Annotated in this window: 20 protein-coding genes and 2 tRNA genes; 6 read left to right on the top strand and 16 right to left on the bottom strand. The window is 51.4% G+C overall.

The features are described 5' to 3' along the window. Positions 1–81: 81 nt before the first annotated feature. The 5 genes from B5E84_RS20685 to B5E84_RS17990 are packed head-to-tail and all read right to left on the bottom strand — an operon-like array spanning position 82 to position 1180. Positions 82–225, bottom strand: coding sequence for a hypothetical protein (locus B5E84_RS20685; protein ID WP_162612892.1), 144 nt, complete (start codon positions 223–225; stop codon positions 82–84). 12 nt (positions 226–237) lie between these two features. Next, a complete protein-coding gene (locus tag B5E84_RS18000) occupies positions 238–462 on the bottom strand; it encodes a hypothetical protein (RefSeq protein ID WP_087225615.1) in 225 nt (74 codons plus the stop codon). A 13-nt stretch (positions 463–475) separates the two neighbouring features. Further along, complete coding sequence (locus B5E84_RS20680) at positions 476–649, bottom strand: hypothetical protein (RefSeq protein WP_162612891.1); 174 nt, start codon at positions 647–649, stop codon at positions 476–478. A gap of 5 nt (positions 650–654) precedes the next feature. After that, positions 655–942: a hypothetical protein gene (locus B5E84_RS17995; RefSeq protein WP_087225612.1), complete on the bottom strand. Its 288-nt coding sequence runs from the start codon at positions 940–942 to the stop codon at positions 655–657. Between the two features lie 43 nt (positions 943–985). Continuing rightward, a complete protein-coding gene (locus B5E84_RS17990; protein WP_087225609.1) occupies positions 986–1180 on the bottom strand; it encodes a helix-turn-helix domain-containing protein in 195 nt (64 codons plus the stop codon). A 152-nt stretch (positions 1181–1332) separates the two neighbouring features. On the opposite strand from B5E84_RS17990, the gene B5E84_RS17985 reads away from it, so the two are divergent. Genes B5E84_RS17985 through B5E84_RS17975 form a run of 3 tightly spaced genes read left to right on the top strand, consistent with a single transcriptional unit; the run spans position 1333 to position 2773 of the window. Next, on the top strand, positions 1333–1971 hold the full coding sequence (locus B5E84_RS17985) for a LexA family protein (protein ID WP_087225606.1): 639 nt from the start codon (positions 1333–1335) through the stop codon (positions 1969–1971). A gap of 42 nt (positions 1972–2013) precedes the next feature. Continuing rightward, entirely contained in the window at positions 2014–2541 is a 528-nt protein-coding gene (locus tag B5E84_RS17980; RefSeq protein ID WP_087225603.1) for a hypothetical protein, read from the top strand. After that, a complete protein-coding gene (locus B5E84_RS17975; protein ID WP_087225600.1) occupies positions 2531–2773 on the top strand; it encodes a M78 family metallopeptidase domain-containing protein in 243 nt (80 codons plus the stop codon). The genes B5E84_RS17980 and B5E84_RS17975 overlap by 11 nt, the downstream gene beginning before the upstream one ends. A gap of 15 nt (positions 2774–2788) precedes the next feature. Here B5E84_RS17975 and B5E84_RS17970 read toward each other — a convergent pair whose 3' ends face one another. Further along, entirely contained in the window at positions 2789–3064 is a 276-nt protein-coding gene (locus tag B5E84_RS17970; RefSeq protein WP_087225597.1) for a hypothetical protein, read from the bottom strand. Positions 3065–3097: 33 nt separating this feature from the next. Here B5E84_RS17970 and B5E84_RS17965 point away from each other — a divergent pair, with 33 nt between their 5' ends. Both B5E84_RS17965 and B5E84_RS17960 read left to right on the top strand, forming a co-directional pair. Continuing rightward, on the top strand, positions 3098–3751 hold the full coding sequence (locus B5E84_RS17965; protein WP_087225594.1) for a hypothetical protein: 654 nt from the start codon (positions 3098–3100) through the stop codon (positions 3749–3751). A 187-nt stretch (positions 3752–3938) separates the two neighbouring features. Further along, positions 3939–5048: a site-specific integrase gene (locus B5E84_RS17960; protein WP_087225591.1), complete on the top strand. Its 1110-nt coding sequence runs from the start codon at positions 3939–3941 to the stop codon at positions 5046–5048. Between the two features lie 19 nt (positions 5049–5067). Here B5E84_RS17960 and B5E84_RS17955 read toward each other — a convergent pair. From B5E84_RS17955 to B5E84_RS17915, 9 genes are all read right to left on the bottom strand, one after another. After that, positions 5068–5153, bottom strand: a tRNA-Leu gene (locus B5E84_RS17955). A 38-nt stretch (positions 5154–5191) separates the two neighbouring features. Beyond that, a tRNA-Tyr gene (locus B5E84_RS17950) sits at positions 5192–5273 on the bottom strand. Between the two features lie 185 nt (positions 5274–5458). After that, positions 5459–6121, bottom strand: a complete 663-nt coding sequence (locus B5E84_RS17945; RefSeq protein ID WP_087225588.1) for a GntR family transcriptional regulator — start codon at positions 6119–6121, stop codon at positions 5459–5461. Positions 6122–6124: 3 nt separating this feature from the next. Beyond that, positions 6125–6574, bottom strand: a complete 450-nt coding sequence (locus B5E84_RS17940) for a DUF3284 domain-containing protein (protein ID WP_087225585.1) — start codon at positions 6572–6574, stop codon at positions 6125–6127. 110 nt (positions 6575–6684) lie between these two features. Then, a complete protein-coding gene (locus B5E84_RS17935) occupies positions 6685–8061 on the bottom strand; it encodes a glycoside hydrolase family 1 protein (protein ID WP_087225582.1) in 1377 nt (458 codons plus the stop codon). Further along, the gene (locus B5E84_RS17930) at positions 8055–8237 is read right to left on the bottom strand and encodes a glycosyl transferase family 1 (RefSeq protein WP_087225579.1); all 183 of its coding nucleotides are present in this window, start codon (positions 8235–8237) and stop codon (positions 8055–8057) included. Before B5E84_RS17930 ends, B5E84_RS17935 begins: the two co-directional genes overlap by 7 nt. Positions 8238–8239: 2 nt before the next feature. Then, on the bottom strand, positions 8240–8557 hold the full coding sequence (locus tag B5E84_RS17925; RefSeq protein ID WP_087225623.1) for a PTS sugar transporter subunit IIA: 318 nt from the start codon (positions 8555–8557) through the stop codon (positions 8240–8242). Between the two features lie 140 nt (positions 8558–8697). Beyond that, on the bottom strand, positions 8698–10101 hold the full coding sequence (locus tag B5E84_RS17920; RefSeq protein ID WP_087225576.1) for a PTS sugar transporter subunit IIC: 1404 nt from the start codon (positions 10099–10101) through the stop codon (positions 8698–8700). Positions 10102–10149: 48 nt separating this feature from the next. Continuing rightward, the gene (locus tag B5E84_RS17915) at positions 10150–10452 is read right to left on the bottom strand and encodes a PTS sugar transporter subunit IIB (protein WP_087225573.1); all 303 of its coding nucleotides are present in this window, start codon (positions 10450–10452) and stop codon (positions 10150–10152) included. 339 nt (positions 10453–10791) lie between these two features. On the opposite strand from B5E84_RS17915, the gene B5E84_RS17910 reads away from it, so the two are divergent. Further along, complete coding sequence (locus B5E84_RS17910) at positions 10792–12120, top strand: 6-phospho-beta-glucosidase (protein WP_087225570.1); 1329 nt, start codon at positions 10792–10794, stop codon at positions 12118–12120. Positions 12121–12213: 93 nt separating this feature from the next. Here the strand turns inward: B5E84_RS17910 and B5E84_RS17905 are convergent, their stop codons facing one another. Then, positions 12214–14295: a glycoside hydrolase family 13 protein gene (locus B5E84_RS17905; protein ID WP_087225567.1), complete on the bottom strand. Its 2082-nt coding sequence runs from the start codon at positions 14293–14295 to the stop codon at positions 12214–12216. Between the last annotated feature and the right edge of the window lie 223 nt (positions 14296–14518).

Raw genomic sequence — 14518 nt, 5'->3', positions numbered from 1 at the left:
TGACGTTTTCGATTTCCAGCTGATTGATTTTCATGGTCATCTTGACTTTTCCTCCTCTTATGCCCTACAATAGGCTTGTGTTTATTGATTCATGGCCCTGCCCGGTTGCCGCCGGCGGGCCTTTTTCATTGCCTGCATCGCCTTCCCGCGGCCATTTCCCCAGCCGTAGGGATTAAGCCCCAGCTGCTTGGCTGCTCGCAGGGTACCGTTTTTGCGCTTGCTCATGGTTCCGCCTCCTCAAATCTGCTCGATGACCGACTTGGCGTCATCGAGATACCCATCTGCTTCGTCAATCATCTCGATGTATGCCTCCATCTCCTCGCCCCGCTCACCATACCGGAAATTATCCGGAAGGTTTTCGAGGGATTCCCGTTCTTCCTCCCGCACCTCGGCCAGGATTTCCTGGGCTTTGGCAACCAGATCGAACGCCTCCTGAAGGCGTTTTCTTCGTACCTTGTTCATAATCTACCTCCTCTCACACGCCGCACATCAGCGTATAGGTCAACGCCCCAGCCAGCAGCGCTATTATGATGGTCTGAACCACGTTCCACCTCCGGGCCTCCTCCAGCTGCCCGTGGAGCTTGTCCACGTGGCGGGACATCGCCCGCCACTTACGGGTTTCCACCACTTTGCATTCCACAGTTTCCAATGTGTTCACCTCCCTACAATAAAATCCCGAACCTCTGACGCCATCAGATCCCGCCCCAAAACAATGCTGGCTGCCTGGATCGGTGAAAGTTTCAGTAACCGTCCTACCGCCTGCAGCTCCCGGAGGGTGAATGTCTCCGGACGGCGTTTTCGTGTGCGGACAGTGTCCATGGACACGTTCAGATACTTTGCCATATAGGCATCATCAATCCCCTGGCGCTCCTGGTTCCCAACGATGCACGCCCGAACAACACGGGCACGTTCTTCCTGGTCAGACGTCTTTAATTTTGGCATTTACTCACGCTCCTTTCTTTTTGAGTGTCATTAAAGACACTTTTTAATTAAAAAAAATATCCACCGGAGATTCCAAATGAAGAATTTTTACGATTGCCTGGATTTCCTCTAACGTAAACTGCGACATACCTCTGCATTTTCTATAAAAAGCAGAGCGGCTTATACCAAGTTCCTGACACATTTTTTCCTTACTGACTCCCCTTTCCTTCATTTCCTTTTCCAGTTTTTCTTTGTCCAACCTCTATCACCGTCCTTTCTAGTGTCATTTAAGACACTTACAGTATATTACGATCAAGTCCCCTTGTCAATAGTTTTTTGTCTTTTAAGACACATTAACGTTGCAAAAAAGACACTTTTATGCTACACTCATATATAAGGAGGGTCTATACAATGTCCGATATTGGAAAGATAATAAAAAAATTGCGTATCCAAAATAATATGACGTTAGAACAGCTCGGCGATAAAGTCGGTGTTGGAAAAAGTACAGTACGAAAATGGGAAAATGGAATGATTGCCAATATGCGGCGTGATAATATTGCAAAAATTGCAGAAGTATTTAATGTCTCCCCCGCGTACCTTATGGGATGGGATAGCAACGTCGCCCCCATATCTGGAGGCACTAAGCAGAAAAAAATCGGTGTCTCAATCCCGGTTTTAGGGAGAGTTGCCGCCGGCATCCCCATAGAGGCTATCGAAGATATTATAGACACGGAAGAAATTCCTGAGGAAATGGCCGCCACCGGCAATTTTTTCGGGTTGAAAATCCGCGGGGATTCCATGGAGCCCCGGATCAGTAGCGGAGATGTTGTGATCGTCCGCCAGCAAGATGATGCGGAATCCGGTGACATTGTGATCGCCACCGTCAACGGAACGGATGCCACCTGCAAGCGTCTCCGTAAGTACCGAGATGGCATTGAACTTATATCCAATAACCCTGCTTACAAGCCCATGTTTTTCAGTAATAGTGAAATCACAGAAATACCAGTTCGTATACTAGGTAGGGTTGTGGAGCTTAGAGGAAAATTTTGACCAAGATTGAAATGGCCTATATTAAAGCAAACAGGAGGTACTATGGGATTATTTTTTAAAAGTGCAGATGAAAAAGCTGCCGAACAACGAAAAAAAGATGAAATCATGGAAAAGGGTACATCGTACATGGGATACCCATTGCAGAATCTTGGCCCTATCACATCCCAATCGGTCGTAACCATAAAAATGCACCCCAACGAACAAAAAATCAGCCTGGTTTCTGGAAAAAACAAACTTGAATTACCGTATGACCGAATTATTGGATTTTCAATAAATGATGCCGCAACACTTTCATCCCAGAAAATAAGTGTTGGAGGAATGCTAATAGGAACAGCCCTTTTCGGAACTACAGGTGGAATTGCAGGTGCATTACATAAAAAAGGCAATTCAAAAATTTCTTGGATCGGAACCCTTGTGTATGAATCAAAAGATGGTGAAAATAAAGAAATAAACTTTTTGACATATACTATAGGAAATCCCGACAAGAAAACATTCCAGATGAATCAATTTGAAATGCTAATGAACAAAATAGCAGTACGACGATATGAAGGAACTACATTTGAGTTATAACTACACCAACTTGCAAAACCTCAACAAGAAAGCAAATGCCATATTTATGGACACACGAACAGGATTTAACACAAATAAATACGAAAAACAGGTAGATGCGTTTGCTATGAATTTACTCGTTGGAGATGATATTTTACTAGAATACCGCGACCATACCACAGAACAATTATCCCGCTTACTTGGATATGAAAAAAGATTAATTGAATTAAGGCTGAATCAGCTTGTGACATAAAAAATAAAAGCACCTCTACTCTGAGGCGCTTGTTGAACGAATAATAATATTAATCGGCTTTGATGTGTCAATAATCCCGTTCATCCAGGAAACCGGCTTGTTTCTGGTATGATGGAACTGCTCTATCATTGCATCCCCCAGTGATTCCAGCAATTCCAATACCGTAGCACGTGAATGGATCCCCCGCACAAGGTTTCCATCAATATCTGTAAACTCAAACGTGGCTTCTATCTCATTGTAATTGGCTGCACAGCCACACCCCACGCGGGGCGTGTGAGTAGAAATTTTCATGTGAACACTTCCTTTCAAGGCGAGGATAACACCATGCAAACTTTTGAAAATTACCATAAAATATATTTATATATCGAACCACTTGTTGACGATGAAAAAGATGCAAGAGAACGGATGCACCTTTCCCATCTCTTTTGTTTTTTGGAAGATTACCTTAATCTTACCATAAATCAATACGATCGTGTCAAGGAAAATCATGACAGTTTAAAAAATTATGCAGAAAGCAAAAAAGAATTGCATCATTGTATGAATATTATGTTCGGCGATATTCATTTTATGTTAATTTCTATGGAAAAAGCCTACTCTTTGTCAATGCGGATGTTAGAAATTCTAAAAGAGAAGGAAACTGTAAAAGAAATAAGAGAATCTAACGCATACAAAACAGTAAAATTCTTTCGCAATAATTTAGAACATATGAATGATAAATTAACTATCGAAGATCACAAGTATCGGGAATCCTGGTATTCCAGTGACTATCACACCCATTGGTTTGCACGTCAATGGGGATCGATGCACGGTAATACAATCAAATTGGGAAATTATTCCTTTTCTGTGGAAGAAACTTCTCTGGAGCCATTATTAAATATTTATCACAAAATTTTTGGCATCATTACCGAAAGATACATTATACCAAACAAAGAAGTGGTTGATAGGATATTCAAAGGACATATGCCCCTAGAATGGTAATTCCTTTGTCTTTATGCAAAAACCGCCCGGTGCTACCAACACCGAACGGCTTTCACATAGATTCTTTTGCCGGATCGCTCCAGCAGAATGATATAATGGTTATCGCAACACCCATTATATCATCCCTGGAGCGCCCCGGTCAAGAGGCGTATTTTTTGCACCCAAAATTCAGGAAAGGAATGATATTATGGCAAAAGCAAAGAAACTTCCATCCGGTTCCTGGCGCTGTCTGGTGTACAGCCACAGTGAACCCGTGACCGATGATCGCGGCCACCCCGTGCTGGGTAAAGACGGTAAGCAAAAGCAGCGAAGGATCTACGAGTCTTTCACCTGTGATGATCCGTCCTCCTACGGCAAGCGCGAGGCTGAGCGTATGGCGGCCGAATTCGCGGCCTCTAAGGAACGCCGCGGAAAATCTCCATCCATAACCTTCGGGGACGCCCTGGATGCCTATATCGCGTCCAGAGAGGCTATCCTGTCCCCGCGGACCATCATGGACTACAAGCGCATCCGCCGAAATGAAGTCCAGAATCTCATGCCGATAAAACTAAACAAAATCACGCAAAGCGATATACAGGCTGCTATCAACATAGAATCGGTCCATCACAGCCCCAAAAGTGTGCGCAATACACACGGCCTGATCTCTGCCGTACTGGCCCAGTATCGCCCCGATATGCGCCTCACAACGGCCCTCCCGCAAAAGGTTGCGTCAAAGCTATATATCCCGACTGATCAAGAGATCCAGATCCTCATATCTTCTGTGCGCGGGACTGCCCTGGAGCTCCCCGTGCTGCTCGCAGCCTTCGGGCCTATGCGCCGTGGTGAAATCTGCGCCCTGGACAGTAGCGATATAGACGGCAACCAGGTGCACGTCTGCCGAAATATGGTACTTACCCCTGCACGTGAGTGGACCATCAAAGCGCCCAAGTCTTACGCTGGAGACCGCTACATAGAATACCCTGACTTCGTGGCTGAAAAGTGGAAAGGCATCACCGGCCGGATCACAGAGCTGAACCCCAACATGATCACGGAGAGATTTGCCACAGTCCTGCGCCGTGCCGGCCTGCCTCACTTCCGGTTCCACGACCTCCGGCACTATTCCGCCAGCATCCAGCACGCCCTGGGAATCCCGGACGCGTACATCATGCGCCGTGGTGGCTGGAAGTCAGACTCCACACTGAAGAACGTATACCGGCACGCTCTAAGCGATCAGACCGTGGCCATGGACGCTGTGGCCAACGCTCATTTTGATGGGCTATACAACACAAGATGCAACACAATACAAAAAAACCCTTGATTTCTCAAGGGTTTTCTACTGCCGGCGACCGGAATCGAACCGGTACGGGAGGTAAGTCCCGCAGGATTTTAAGTCCTGTGCGTCTGCCAGTTCCGCCACGCCGGCATTCATATAGAAATATGAAAACGGGTCATCCCCGTCAATGGATGGAGGTGGATTCGAACCACCGAAAGCACTGCTAACAGATTTACAGTCTGCCCCCTTTGGCCACTCGGGAACCCATCCATATTTGCTTATTCAAGCGACATTTAGTGTATCACAGCGCCGGACAAAAATCAAGCCTTTTTTTCATTTTTCTGGCCTGGCTTTTTCTGAACTTTTCTGACCAGGTCTTTGATCCACGCCTCTGATCCCCTCTCAGATCCGGCGGTGTTTCTCCGGGCAGGCTGCCGCCCGGAGCGCCCCAGATTTTAATACGTGATCTCGATGGCGTTTTCATAGGGATTATTGTAGGTTTTCACATAGATGACCGGCACTCCGCTGCGGCTGCGGATCAGGCTTTCCACCATGATAATGGGCGTGCCCGGCGCCAGCTCCAGCTGGGTGGCGTAGTGGGCAGGCAAAAGCATGGGCACGAACCGCTGGGTGATCGTCCCCTGTTTCACAAACCCATTCAGATCCAGAAGATGCTTTAAGTCGTTGATGTCATCGTCGGAAATCAGGCTGCGCACATAGTAGATTTCCTCCACGCTCAGCAGCCGTTCCCCGATATGGTTTACCCGCACAATGCGCAGGATTGCCTCATCCTCCAAAATGTCCAAAAACGGGGCGATTTCCGGAATCTTCTTGATGTTGAAATAAATCATCGTGGATTCCGGCTCCTCCGCCAGAATGGAGCCTGTGGCCGTGTTCTTCTTTATGGTATTTCTGGCCGCCACAAAGGTGCCTTTATTCCCGTTGCGGTAGAGAAACCCTTCCACCACCAGCTCATCCACAGCCCGGCGCACCGTCATGCGGCTGGCGCCGTACTGAATCGCCAGCTCCCGCTCTGACAGAATGGGGGAATTGGGCGGCTGTTTCTCGATCTCCTCCAGCAGACGGTTTTTTATTTCCAAATATCTCGGAGCTCCCAAGCGCTATCTCTCCTTTTTCTCCAGTAAATACGACTCGATAGCGTGCAGAAGACGCCGTGCCCTCTTTTTCGCTCCCCGGTTCATGAAAACACTGACAATTTTGTAGTTCAACTCCAGAGATTTGGAGCTGCCCACATAATCCTCCGTGTAGTCCACCCAGATGCCGCCCTCCGGGTCCTCCTCGATCACGTATTTCAAACGATTGGTGCCGCCAGAGGAAATGAATTCCGCCTCATAGCACCGGTCCGCCGTCCACTCTGTGATCTGTACCTTTACGCTGCCCGCGCTGCCCATACGGTTTTTCATCCGTTTCTCGTAGCTGTATCCTGTTTGGATCTCCTCCAAAGCTACGGGGCTGCCTGTCGCCTCAGACGCGTCATAGGCCACCGATTCCCGAAGCTGGCCGAAAAACTCCGCCGCTCCCACTTTCAATTTTTCTCTGATCTGTATCATACCAGTCTCCTCCCATGCTGTCCTTTTTCTGTTCCGTCCTTCTCACCAGGGTTTCATGCTGGAAAACGGCTCTGCCGCCGGGCAACTGCGCGCCCGGCGGCCTTCCGTTCTTAAAATCCGTGATTCTCCGCCAACTCCTTAAACCAGAGGCCAGATTTCTTGATCCGTCTCTCCTGGGTCTTTAAATCCAGCTCTACCAGTCCATAGCGGTTTTTATAGGCGTTGAGCCAGCTCCAGCAGTCAATGAAGGTCCACACGTGGTAGCCGATGCAGTTGCTGCCCTCCTCAATGCCCTTTGCCAGCCAGGTCAGATGATCCTTGAAAAACTCGATCCGGTAGTCGTCCTGAATCTGGCCGTTTTCCCGGAACCGGTCCTCGTTCTCCACGCCCATGCCGTTCTCCGTGATCATCCACTCGATGTTGCCGTAGTTGTCCCGGATGTTGATGGCGATGTCGTAGATGCCCTTGGGATAGATCTCCCAGCCGCGGTAGGGATTCATCTTCCGTCCCGGCATCTCATAGTGGTCAAAATAGTATTCCGGCATGAACGGTGCCTCCGGATTGGGCATGGACGCCCTGGCGCACACTCTCACCGGCTGATAGTAGTTTACACCTAAGAAGTCCACCCGGTTCTCACGGATGGTCGCCAGATCCTCCTGGGTGTACTCCGGCATCAGGTTCTGCTCCTTGATGAGCTCGATCAGCCTGGGATCGTACTCTCCCTTGACCGCCGGATCCAGAAAGCTCTTATTGGCAAACAGCTCCGCGATCTCCGCCGCCTTTACGTCCGCCGGATTGCTACTTCTGGGGTAGGCCGGTGTCAGGTTCAGCACGATGCCGATCTTTCCGCCCTGGTTCAGCTCATGGTAAGTCTTCACCGCGGAAGCGCAGGCCAGAGCCGTGTGATAGGCCACCTGCACCGCCGCCTTCGGATCCACCTTACAGGGGTAGTGATAGTTGGTGAGATAGCCGCACTCCACATGGACAATGGGCTCGTTAAACGTAAACCAGCGTTTCACAATGTCCCCGTAGAGCTCAAAGCAGGTCTTGGCGTAGTTGGCATAGTCGTCCACCACCTGGCGGTTCTCCCAGCCGCCGATCTCCTGCAGGGCCGCCGGCATATCAAAGTGGAACAGGTTTACAAAGGGCTCAATCCCGTTTTTCCGCAGCTCCTCAAACAGATCCCGGTAGTAGGCCGCCGCCTTCTCATTGACCTTTCCCCGTCCCTCCGGAAACAGGCGGGACCAGCTGATGGACGTGCGGAAGGAATTCTGTCCCGTCGCCTTTAAAAGGGGAATGTCCGTCTTGTAATGCTCATAAAAGGTGGAGGTGGTATCCGGTCCGATCCCGCCGTGAAAGCGGTCCGGTTCCTGCTCAAACCACACGTCCCAGATGTCTTTTCCCTTGTCCGCGGGGGTATGCGCCCCCTCGCACTGCGTGGCGCTGGTGGCGCTACCAAAATAAAAGTTATCCGCAAATTTTACCATTTCTTATGATTCTCCTTGTCCTTTTTCACGGCCTTCCGCCACTGGATCACGGAAATGATCACAATGGCCAGGCCGCCGGTGATCATGACCCCAGGATTTTCCGCCTGGGGAGAAATCATGATAAATAAAAGCCCTAAGGTGATGAAAAACAGCTGCCAGGAGCCTTTCTTTTCCATAATTAGTTCTTTCCTTCGATCTTCTTGTTCAGGGCGATGAACTTCTCCGCCAGAATCTTAAAGGCCTCGGCGCTCATCAGCTGATCCTCCGCGTGTACCAGCACCAGCATCAGCTCCGTTCTCTCACCGGCAGCCTCCTTCTGGATCAGGTCCGCATGGGCGTGATGGCCCTGGAGGAAGAACTCCGCCCCTTCTTTTACCTTTGCCTCAGCCTCCTCAAACTTGCCGGCGGTAGCCAGGTCAATGGCCTCGATGTAGCTGCCTCTTGCCATCCCTACGTTGGAAATAATGTTAAAGCAAATCATCTCAAGATCTTCCATGTTCATAATAAACGTCCTCTCTTTCTTCTATAAATTTTACAGATTTCATGAATCAACTCGCGCCGGAGCGCGGCTGCGCCAGCAGCCAGTTTCCTGTTAAATAAGGAAAGCGGGAAAGAAATATCCTTCCCGCTTGGAATTTAAGCCTGTTCCTTGTCTTTCATCCGGTTCGCCAGCATGACAAACGGCGTCCAGATCAGGAAGGATATTACCAGGTTCAAAATCGCCACTCCCGCTGCCAGCACGTTTCCGCCCGTAGCCAGGAAGGCGTAGATGCCGACCGGCATTACCCACGGCACCTGAATGAATACCGGCGGGATCAGGCCTGCAGCCGTAAACATATAAGCTACAGCCGCGCAGATCGGCGGAACGATCAGCCACGGAATCAGGTATACCGGATTCAGCACGATCGGCATACCAAAGATCACCGGCTCATTGATATTAAACACACCCATGGGGGCGGACAGCTTTGCCACCGCTTTGCTGTCCTCTCTCTTGGAGAACAGGAAAATGGCGATCAGCAGTCCAAGAGTAATTCCGGAGCCTCCCATCTGCGCGTAAGCGTCGATGGAGCCTCTGGTCCAGATGTAAGGCATATCAGCCCAGGAATGAGTAGCATTCCAGACTTCCATATTCTGGAGCAGAGCCGGAGTATAGATGCCCTCGATGATGGGAGCCAGCACGTTGGAGCCGTGCAGTCCGAAGAACCAGAACAGCTGTACCAGGAACATTACCAGGATTACGCTGAAGAAACCCTGGGAAAGTCCCATCAGAGGTTTCTGGATCCACTCCACGATCAGGTCGTTGGGGTAGAGTCCCGTAAGCACTACGCAGATCTGCGTAACAATACCGAATACGTATACCGCCACAACGCCGGGGATAATAGCCGCGAAGGCGTTGCTCACTGCCGGCGGAACGGTGTCCGGAAGCTTGATGGTAACCTTCTTCACCATCAGCTTTATGTAGATCATGGAGGCGAGGAAACCTACGATCAGGCAGGTGAACAGGCCGGACGCGCCGGTGTAAGCCTGTCCCATGTAGCCCCACTCTGCCACGCCCTGGAGCACTGCCGCTCCGGAATTATTGACCACCACATTCAGTCCGGCGGCGGTCATTCCGTTTACCACGTCCTGAGGAATCGTTCCCAGGGTGTAATCAAACACAGCGTTCTGATTCATACAAGTCACAACCGCGGCAAAGGCGATAACGCCGCCGGCCACCGGGTTCACGTCATAGGATTTCGCCAGATGATACCCCAGTGAAAACGTAAATACCATGCCCAGGATCACGATGGAACCGAAATACACGTTTCCATTGATATTGATGATCTGAGACATCGCTGCCACGAAGGAGTTTCCTTCGCCGAACCAGGAGTTCGGCAGATCTCTGAAAAATACGTTCAACAGTACCGCGATACTTCCTACCATAGTAACCGGCATGATGGAGATAAATCCGTCACGAACCGCAACCAGGTGTTTCTGGCTGCCGATCTTTGCCGCTACGGGCATGAAGTTCCGCTCCATCCAACTCATAAAAGCGTCCATACTCAAATTCCTTTCGATGTTTTTCTATACCTGTATTCCCTTTTCCTATTACTTGCCAAGGATCTTCAGAGCCTGATCCAGAACCTTTTCCCCATTCATGGTTCCGTAGGCTACCATGTCGATCACGGTAACGGGCTTGTCCCCTGCGATGCCCTTCATCTTGGACTCCAGGAAACGAACCTGCGGCCCTAACATCATGATGTCGGCATTTCCGATGTTGTTAGCTGCCTCCGCGTCGGCAACGGCCCAGATCTCAGCCTCCAGACCTCTCTTGGCTGCCGCGTCCTTCATTTTGTTCACCATCAGGCTGGTGGACATTCCCGCTGAGCATACCAGTAAAATCTTCGTCATAATTCGTGTACTTCCTTCTATGGTATAGACCATTCTTTCATAATTTTAATCATACCATGTTTTTCAAATAATGCAACTGTTTTCTTCCCTTTTTTAAGGATAAATTCCACAAATTTTTCCGCTTTAATCCGCAAAAGCAATACATATATTCCAATTTTCCCCCGTTCAAGTTTGTGAAGTTTTCGTCAATTTAGATTCCATACCCTTTTTTCCACGGAATATTTTCCTGCAAAATATGGACATCCCCCAGGGCTTGTGCTATCATGGTATATACCATAGCAGAGCACGCCGCCCGAAACGCGGCGCGCGGCGTGAAAGAAAAAACAGGAGGAACCAGTAATGAACAAAAATCCAGTAAAAATCGTTACCATCGGCGGCGGCAGCAGCTACACTCCCGAACTGATCGAGGGTTTCATCAAGAGATATGATACCCTTCCCGTGCGGGAATTATGGCTGGTGGACATTGAGGCCGGCCGTGAGAAACTGGAAACCGTGGGCGCCCTCGCGAAACGCATGGTGAAAAAAGCCGGACTGCCCATGGAAATCAAATTAAGCTATGACCGCAGAGAGGCCTTAAAGGACGCTGACTTCGTGACCACCCAGATGCGCATCGGCCGTCTTCCCGCCCGTATCCTGGACGAGCGGATCCCCCTCAGCCACGGGCTGATCGGACAGGAGACCAACGGCGCCGGCGGTATGTTCAAGGCGTTCCGCACCATCCCTGTGATCCTGGACATCGTAAAGGACATCCAGGAGCTGTGCCCCAACGCGTGGATGATCAACTTCACCAACCCCGCCGGCATGATCACCGAGGCCATTTACCGCTACACCAACTTTAAAAAGGCCATCGGCCTGTGCAACGTGCCGGTGAACATGGTAGCCGGTTTCGCCAAGATGTTAGACGCCAAGGAGGAGGAAGTGACCATGGAGCTCCAGGGCGTGAACCACTTCATCTTCGCCACGGACGTGTTTGTAAACGGCGAGTCCCGCTTTGAGGAGCTGCTGGAGAAATACGCCCACCTGACAAACGAGGATACGATCCAGATGAAGAACTTCGTATCCCTGCCCTACTCCCCGTCCTTCATCAAGGGACTGCGGGCCATCCCCTGCCCCTACCACAACTACTACTTCTTCACGAAGGAGCAGCTGGAGGAGGAGCTGGAGCAGTTTAAGACCGGCACCGTCCGCGGGGAAGTGGTGAGCCGCACGGAGGAGGAGCTGTTTGAGCTTTACAGCCACGAGGAGCTGGCGGAGAAACCGCAGCAGCTGGCCATGAGAGGCGGAGCCAAATACTCCGACGCCGCCTGCAACCTGATCCAGTCCATCTACAACGACACCTGTGACATCCAGTACGTGGACGTGCGCAACAACGGCTCCATCTCCGACCTGCCCGCGGAGAGCGCCGTAGAGGTGGCCTGCCGCATCACCGCCGACGGCCCGAAACCACTGGCCACCGGCAGCCTGAAACTGCCCATCAGCGGCTATGTGCAGATGATGAAGGCTTTTGAGCGCATGGTAGTGGACGCCGCCGTCACCGGAAACCGTGACCTGGCCGTAGCCGCCCTGAACTTAAATCCGCTCTGCCCCAGCGACACCCTGGCAAACGTGGTGATCGACGAGCTGTTGGAGGCCCACAAGGAGTACCTGCCCCAGTTCTTTAAAGACTGAATGAAAAACAAAACGTCCGGGACACCGCATTTTCTCTCATGCGGCGTCCCGGACGCCTTTTTATCCACATTTTTCTATGCCGGACTTCCGGTTTTACACATCCATGATTCCGCCCACCCGGCAGGCCAGCAGAATTCCGCTGGTGCCCTCCAGGTCGATCATCACGAAACCGTTTTTCACTTTGTACTCCACCCGGCCCACGTTGTGGCCGTAGCGGTTGGTGTACATCAGGCGGGTGAGCACCGTTCCGTCAGGGATCCCCAGCTGCCACACCGGAATCTCCAGATCCCGGTCCTCCTTGCCATTGTTCACCGCCACCACGCATTTTTCCTTTCCTTTCATGCGCCCGTAGCAGATGTACTGTTCTCCCCAGGCCAGAGGCTTTATGGAGCCCTTTTTCAGGGATTTCAGCTTTTTGTGATATTTCGTCAGATAGCTGTGGTAGTCCATCAGCTCGATGTCCTCGTCGCCCCAGGGATAGGTCCTGCGGTTGTCCGGGTCGGTCCAGCCGCACACGCCCACCTCGTCGCCGTAGTAGATGGTCGGCGCCCCCGGCCAGGTCATCTGAACCAGCACCGCCTCCCGGAACACTCCCTTGTCGATGCCTTCCTCCGCCGCTTTGGCTCCCATGGTGCCCAGCCGCCCCACCACCCGGTTTGTCCTGGTGAGGAAACGGGAGTGGTCGTGGTTGGAAAGCTCGTTCATGGCGGTGAGGAGGGACGGAGTCTGGAGCCTGGCCATATTGTAGGCCATGGACTCAAAGAACTTCGCGCCGTCTCCGTAGAGCTCGTCGCTGCTCCAGTCGCTGTGCTTTTCCATGCCGGTGAGGAACCAGGAAAGCGGTTCCATAAAGGCGTCGTAGTTCATCACCGAATCCCACTGGTCTCCCTGGAGCCAGCTGGTGGGATCGCCGTAGTGCTCCGCCAGAAGCAGGGCGTCGGGATTGGCCTCCTTCACCACCCGGCGGAAATCCCGCCAGAACCGGTGATTAAACTCGCTGGTGCGGCCCAGATCGGCGGCCACGTCCAGCCGCCAGCCGTCCACGTTGTAGGGCGGGGAAACCCATTTCTTCGCGATGTCCAGAATGTACTGGTACAGTTTCGGCGATTCCTCATAATTCAGTTTCGGCAGGGTGTCGTGGCCCCACCAGCCGTCGTAGCTGCCGTTGTAGGGCCAGTTGTCGCTGTTGAATTTAAAAAAGCTCCGGTACGGGCTGTCGGCGGACACGTAGGCCCCCGGCTCGTACTGGCCGGATTTCTCATAGATCCGCTCCCGGTCCAGCCATTTATTGAAGGAACCGCAGTGGTTGAACACGCCGTCGATGATCACCCTCATGCCCCGCCTGTGGATCTCCTCCATCATCCGGGCAAAGAAGGCGTCGCTGGCCTCCAGATTCCTGCGGTCGGTGGAACGGAGGATGTAGCGGGTGGCCTCGGAGTTGTCCATGCCGGTCTCCACTGCCCGTTTTCCGCCGTCCTTTACGATGACCCCGTAATGGGGGTCGATGTGATCGTAGTCCTGACAGTCATACTTGTGATTGGAGGGGGACACAAACAGGGGATTGAAGTAAATGACCTCCACCCCCAGAAACTGCAGGTAGTCCAGCTTATCCCACACTCCCTGCAGGTCGCCTCCGTAAAAGCAGCCCACGTCCATGGTCTCCGGGTACTTCCCCCAGTCCGTCACCTGGGAAATGGGGCGGCCGATGTAGATGTACTCGCCGCTCTCCACGTCGTTGAATGTCTCGCCCCGGTTGAACCGGTCCACGAAGATCTGGTACATCACCGCCCCCTTGGCCCAGTCCGGCGTGTGAAAGCCGGGAGTGATGCGAAACGCGTAGTCCCACCCGGCGGCATCCACAGCCCCCAGGCGGTTATAAAAACAGGTCTCTCCCCCGGCGTCCACCCGGAAATAAAAAAACTCCGGCTCGGCACCCAGGGTCATCCTGTACTCGTAGTAATCAAATATATCATCGGAGCTTCTCTTGTTCATCCGCGCCTGAATGCCCTTATTCAGACGAACAAAAAAAACGCGGTCCACCCCGCTTTTTAACGCACGGAAACGGAGACAGACCTCCTGTCCCTCATCCGGTTCTGCCGGGATCCGGTAATCCTCCGTCTCGTCAGCAAACAATGCCTCTCTGTTCATGGGCATACCTCTCTTATCTCTTTCCATTCTGCCAATCTATACTATTATTTTATCCTATCCAGGGAAATTATACAATAGAAAAGTTTCTGACGTTTTTTAGACAGAGAAAGAGCCGGCGGGGTAGCCGGCTCTTTCAGGAGAAGGTATTTCGTTTCTTATGGGGTGTAGCAAAAACTATATAATGTATTGGGGGGGTTTACGTTAATTATAGTATCATAAGTCCCAAAATAAGTGTGCACAAACATCCAGG

This window comes from Lachnoclostridium sp. An14, from assembly GCF_002160755.1.
Lineage (GTDB): Bacteria > Bacillota > Clostridia > Lachnospirales > Lachnospiraceae > Lachnoclostridium_A.
Note: the sequence above shows the minus strand (reverse complement) of the source record. Positions and strands in the feature narration are given on the sequence as shown.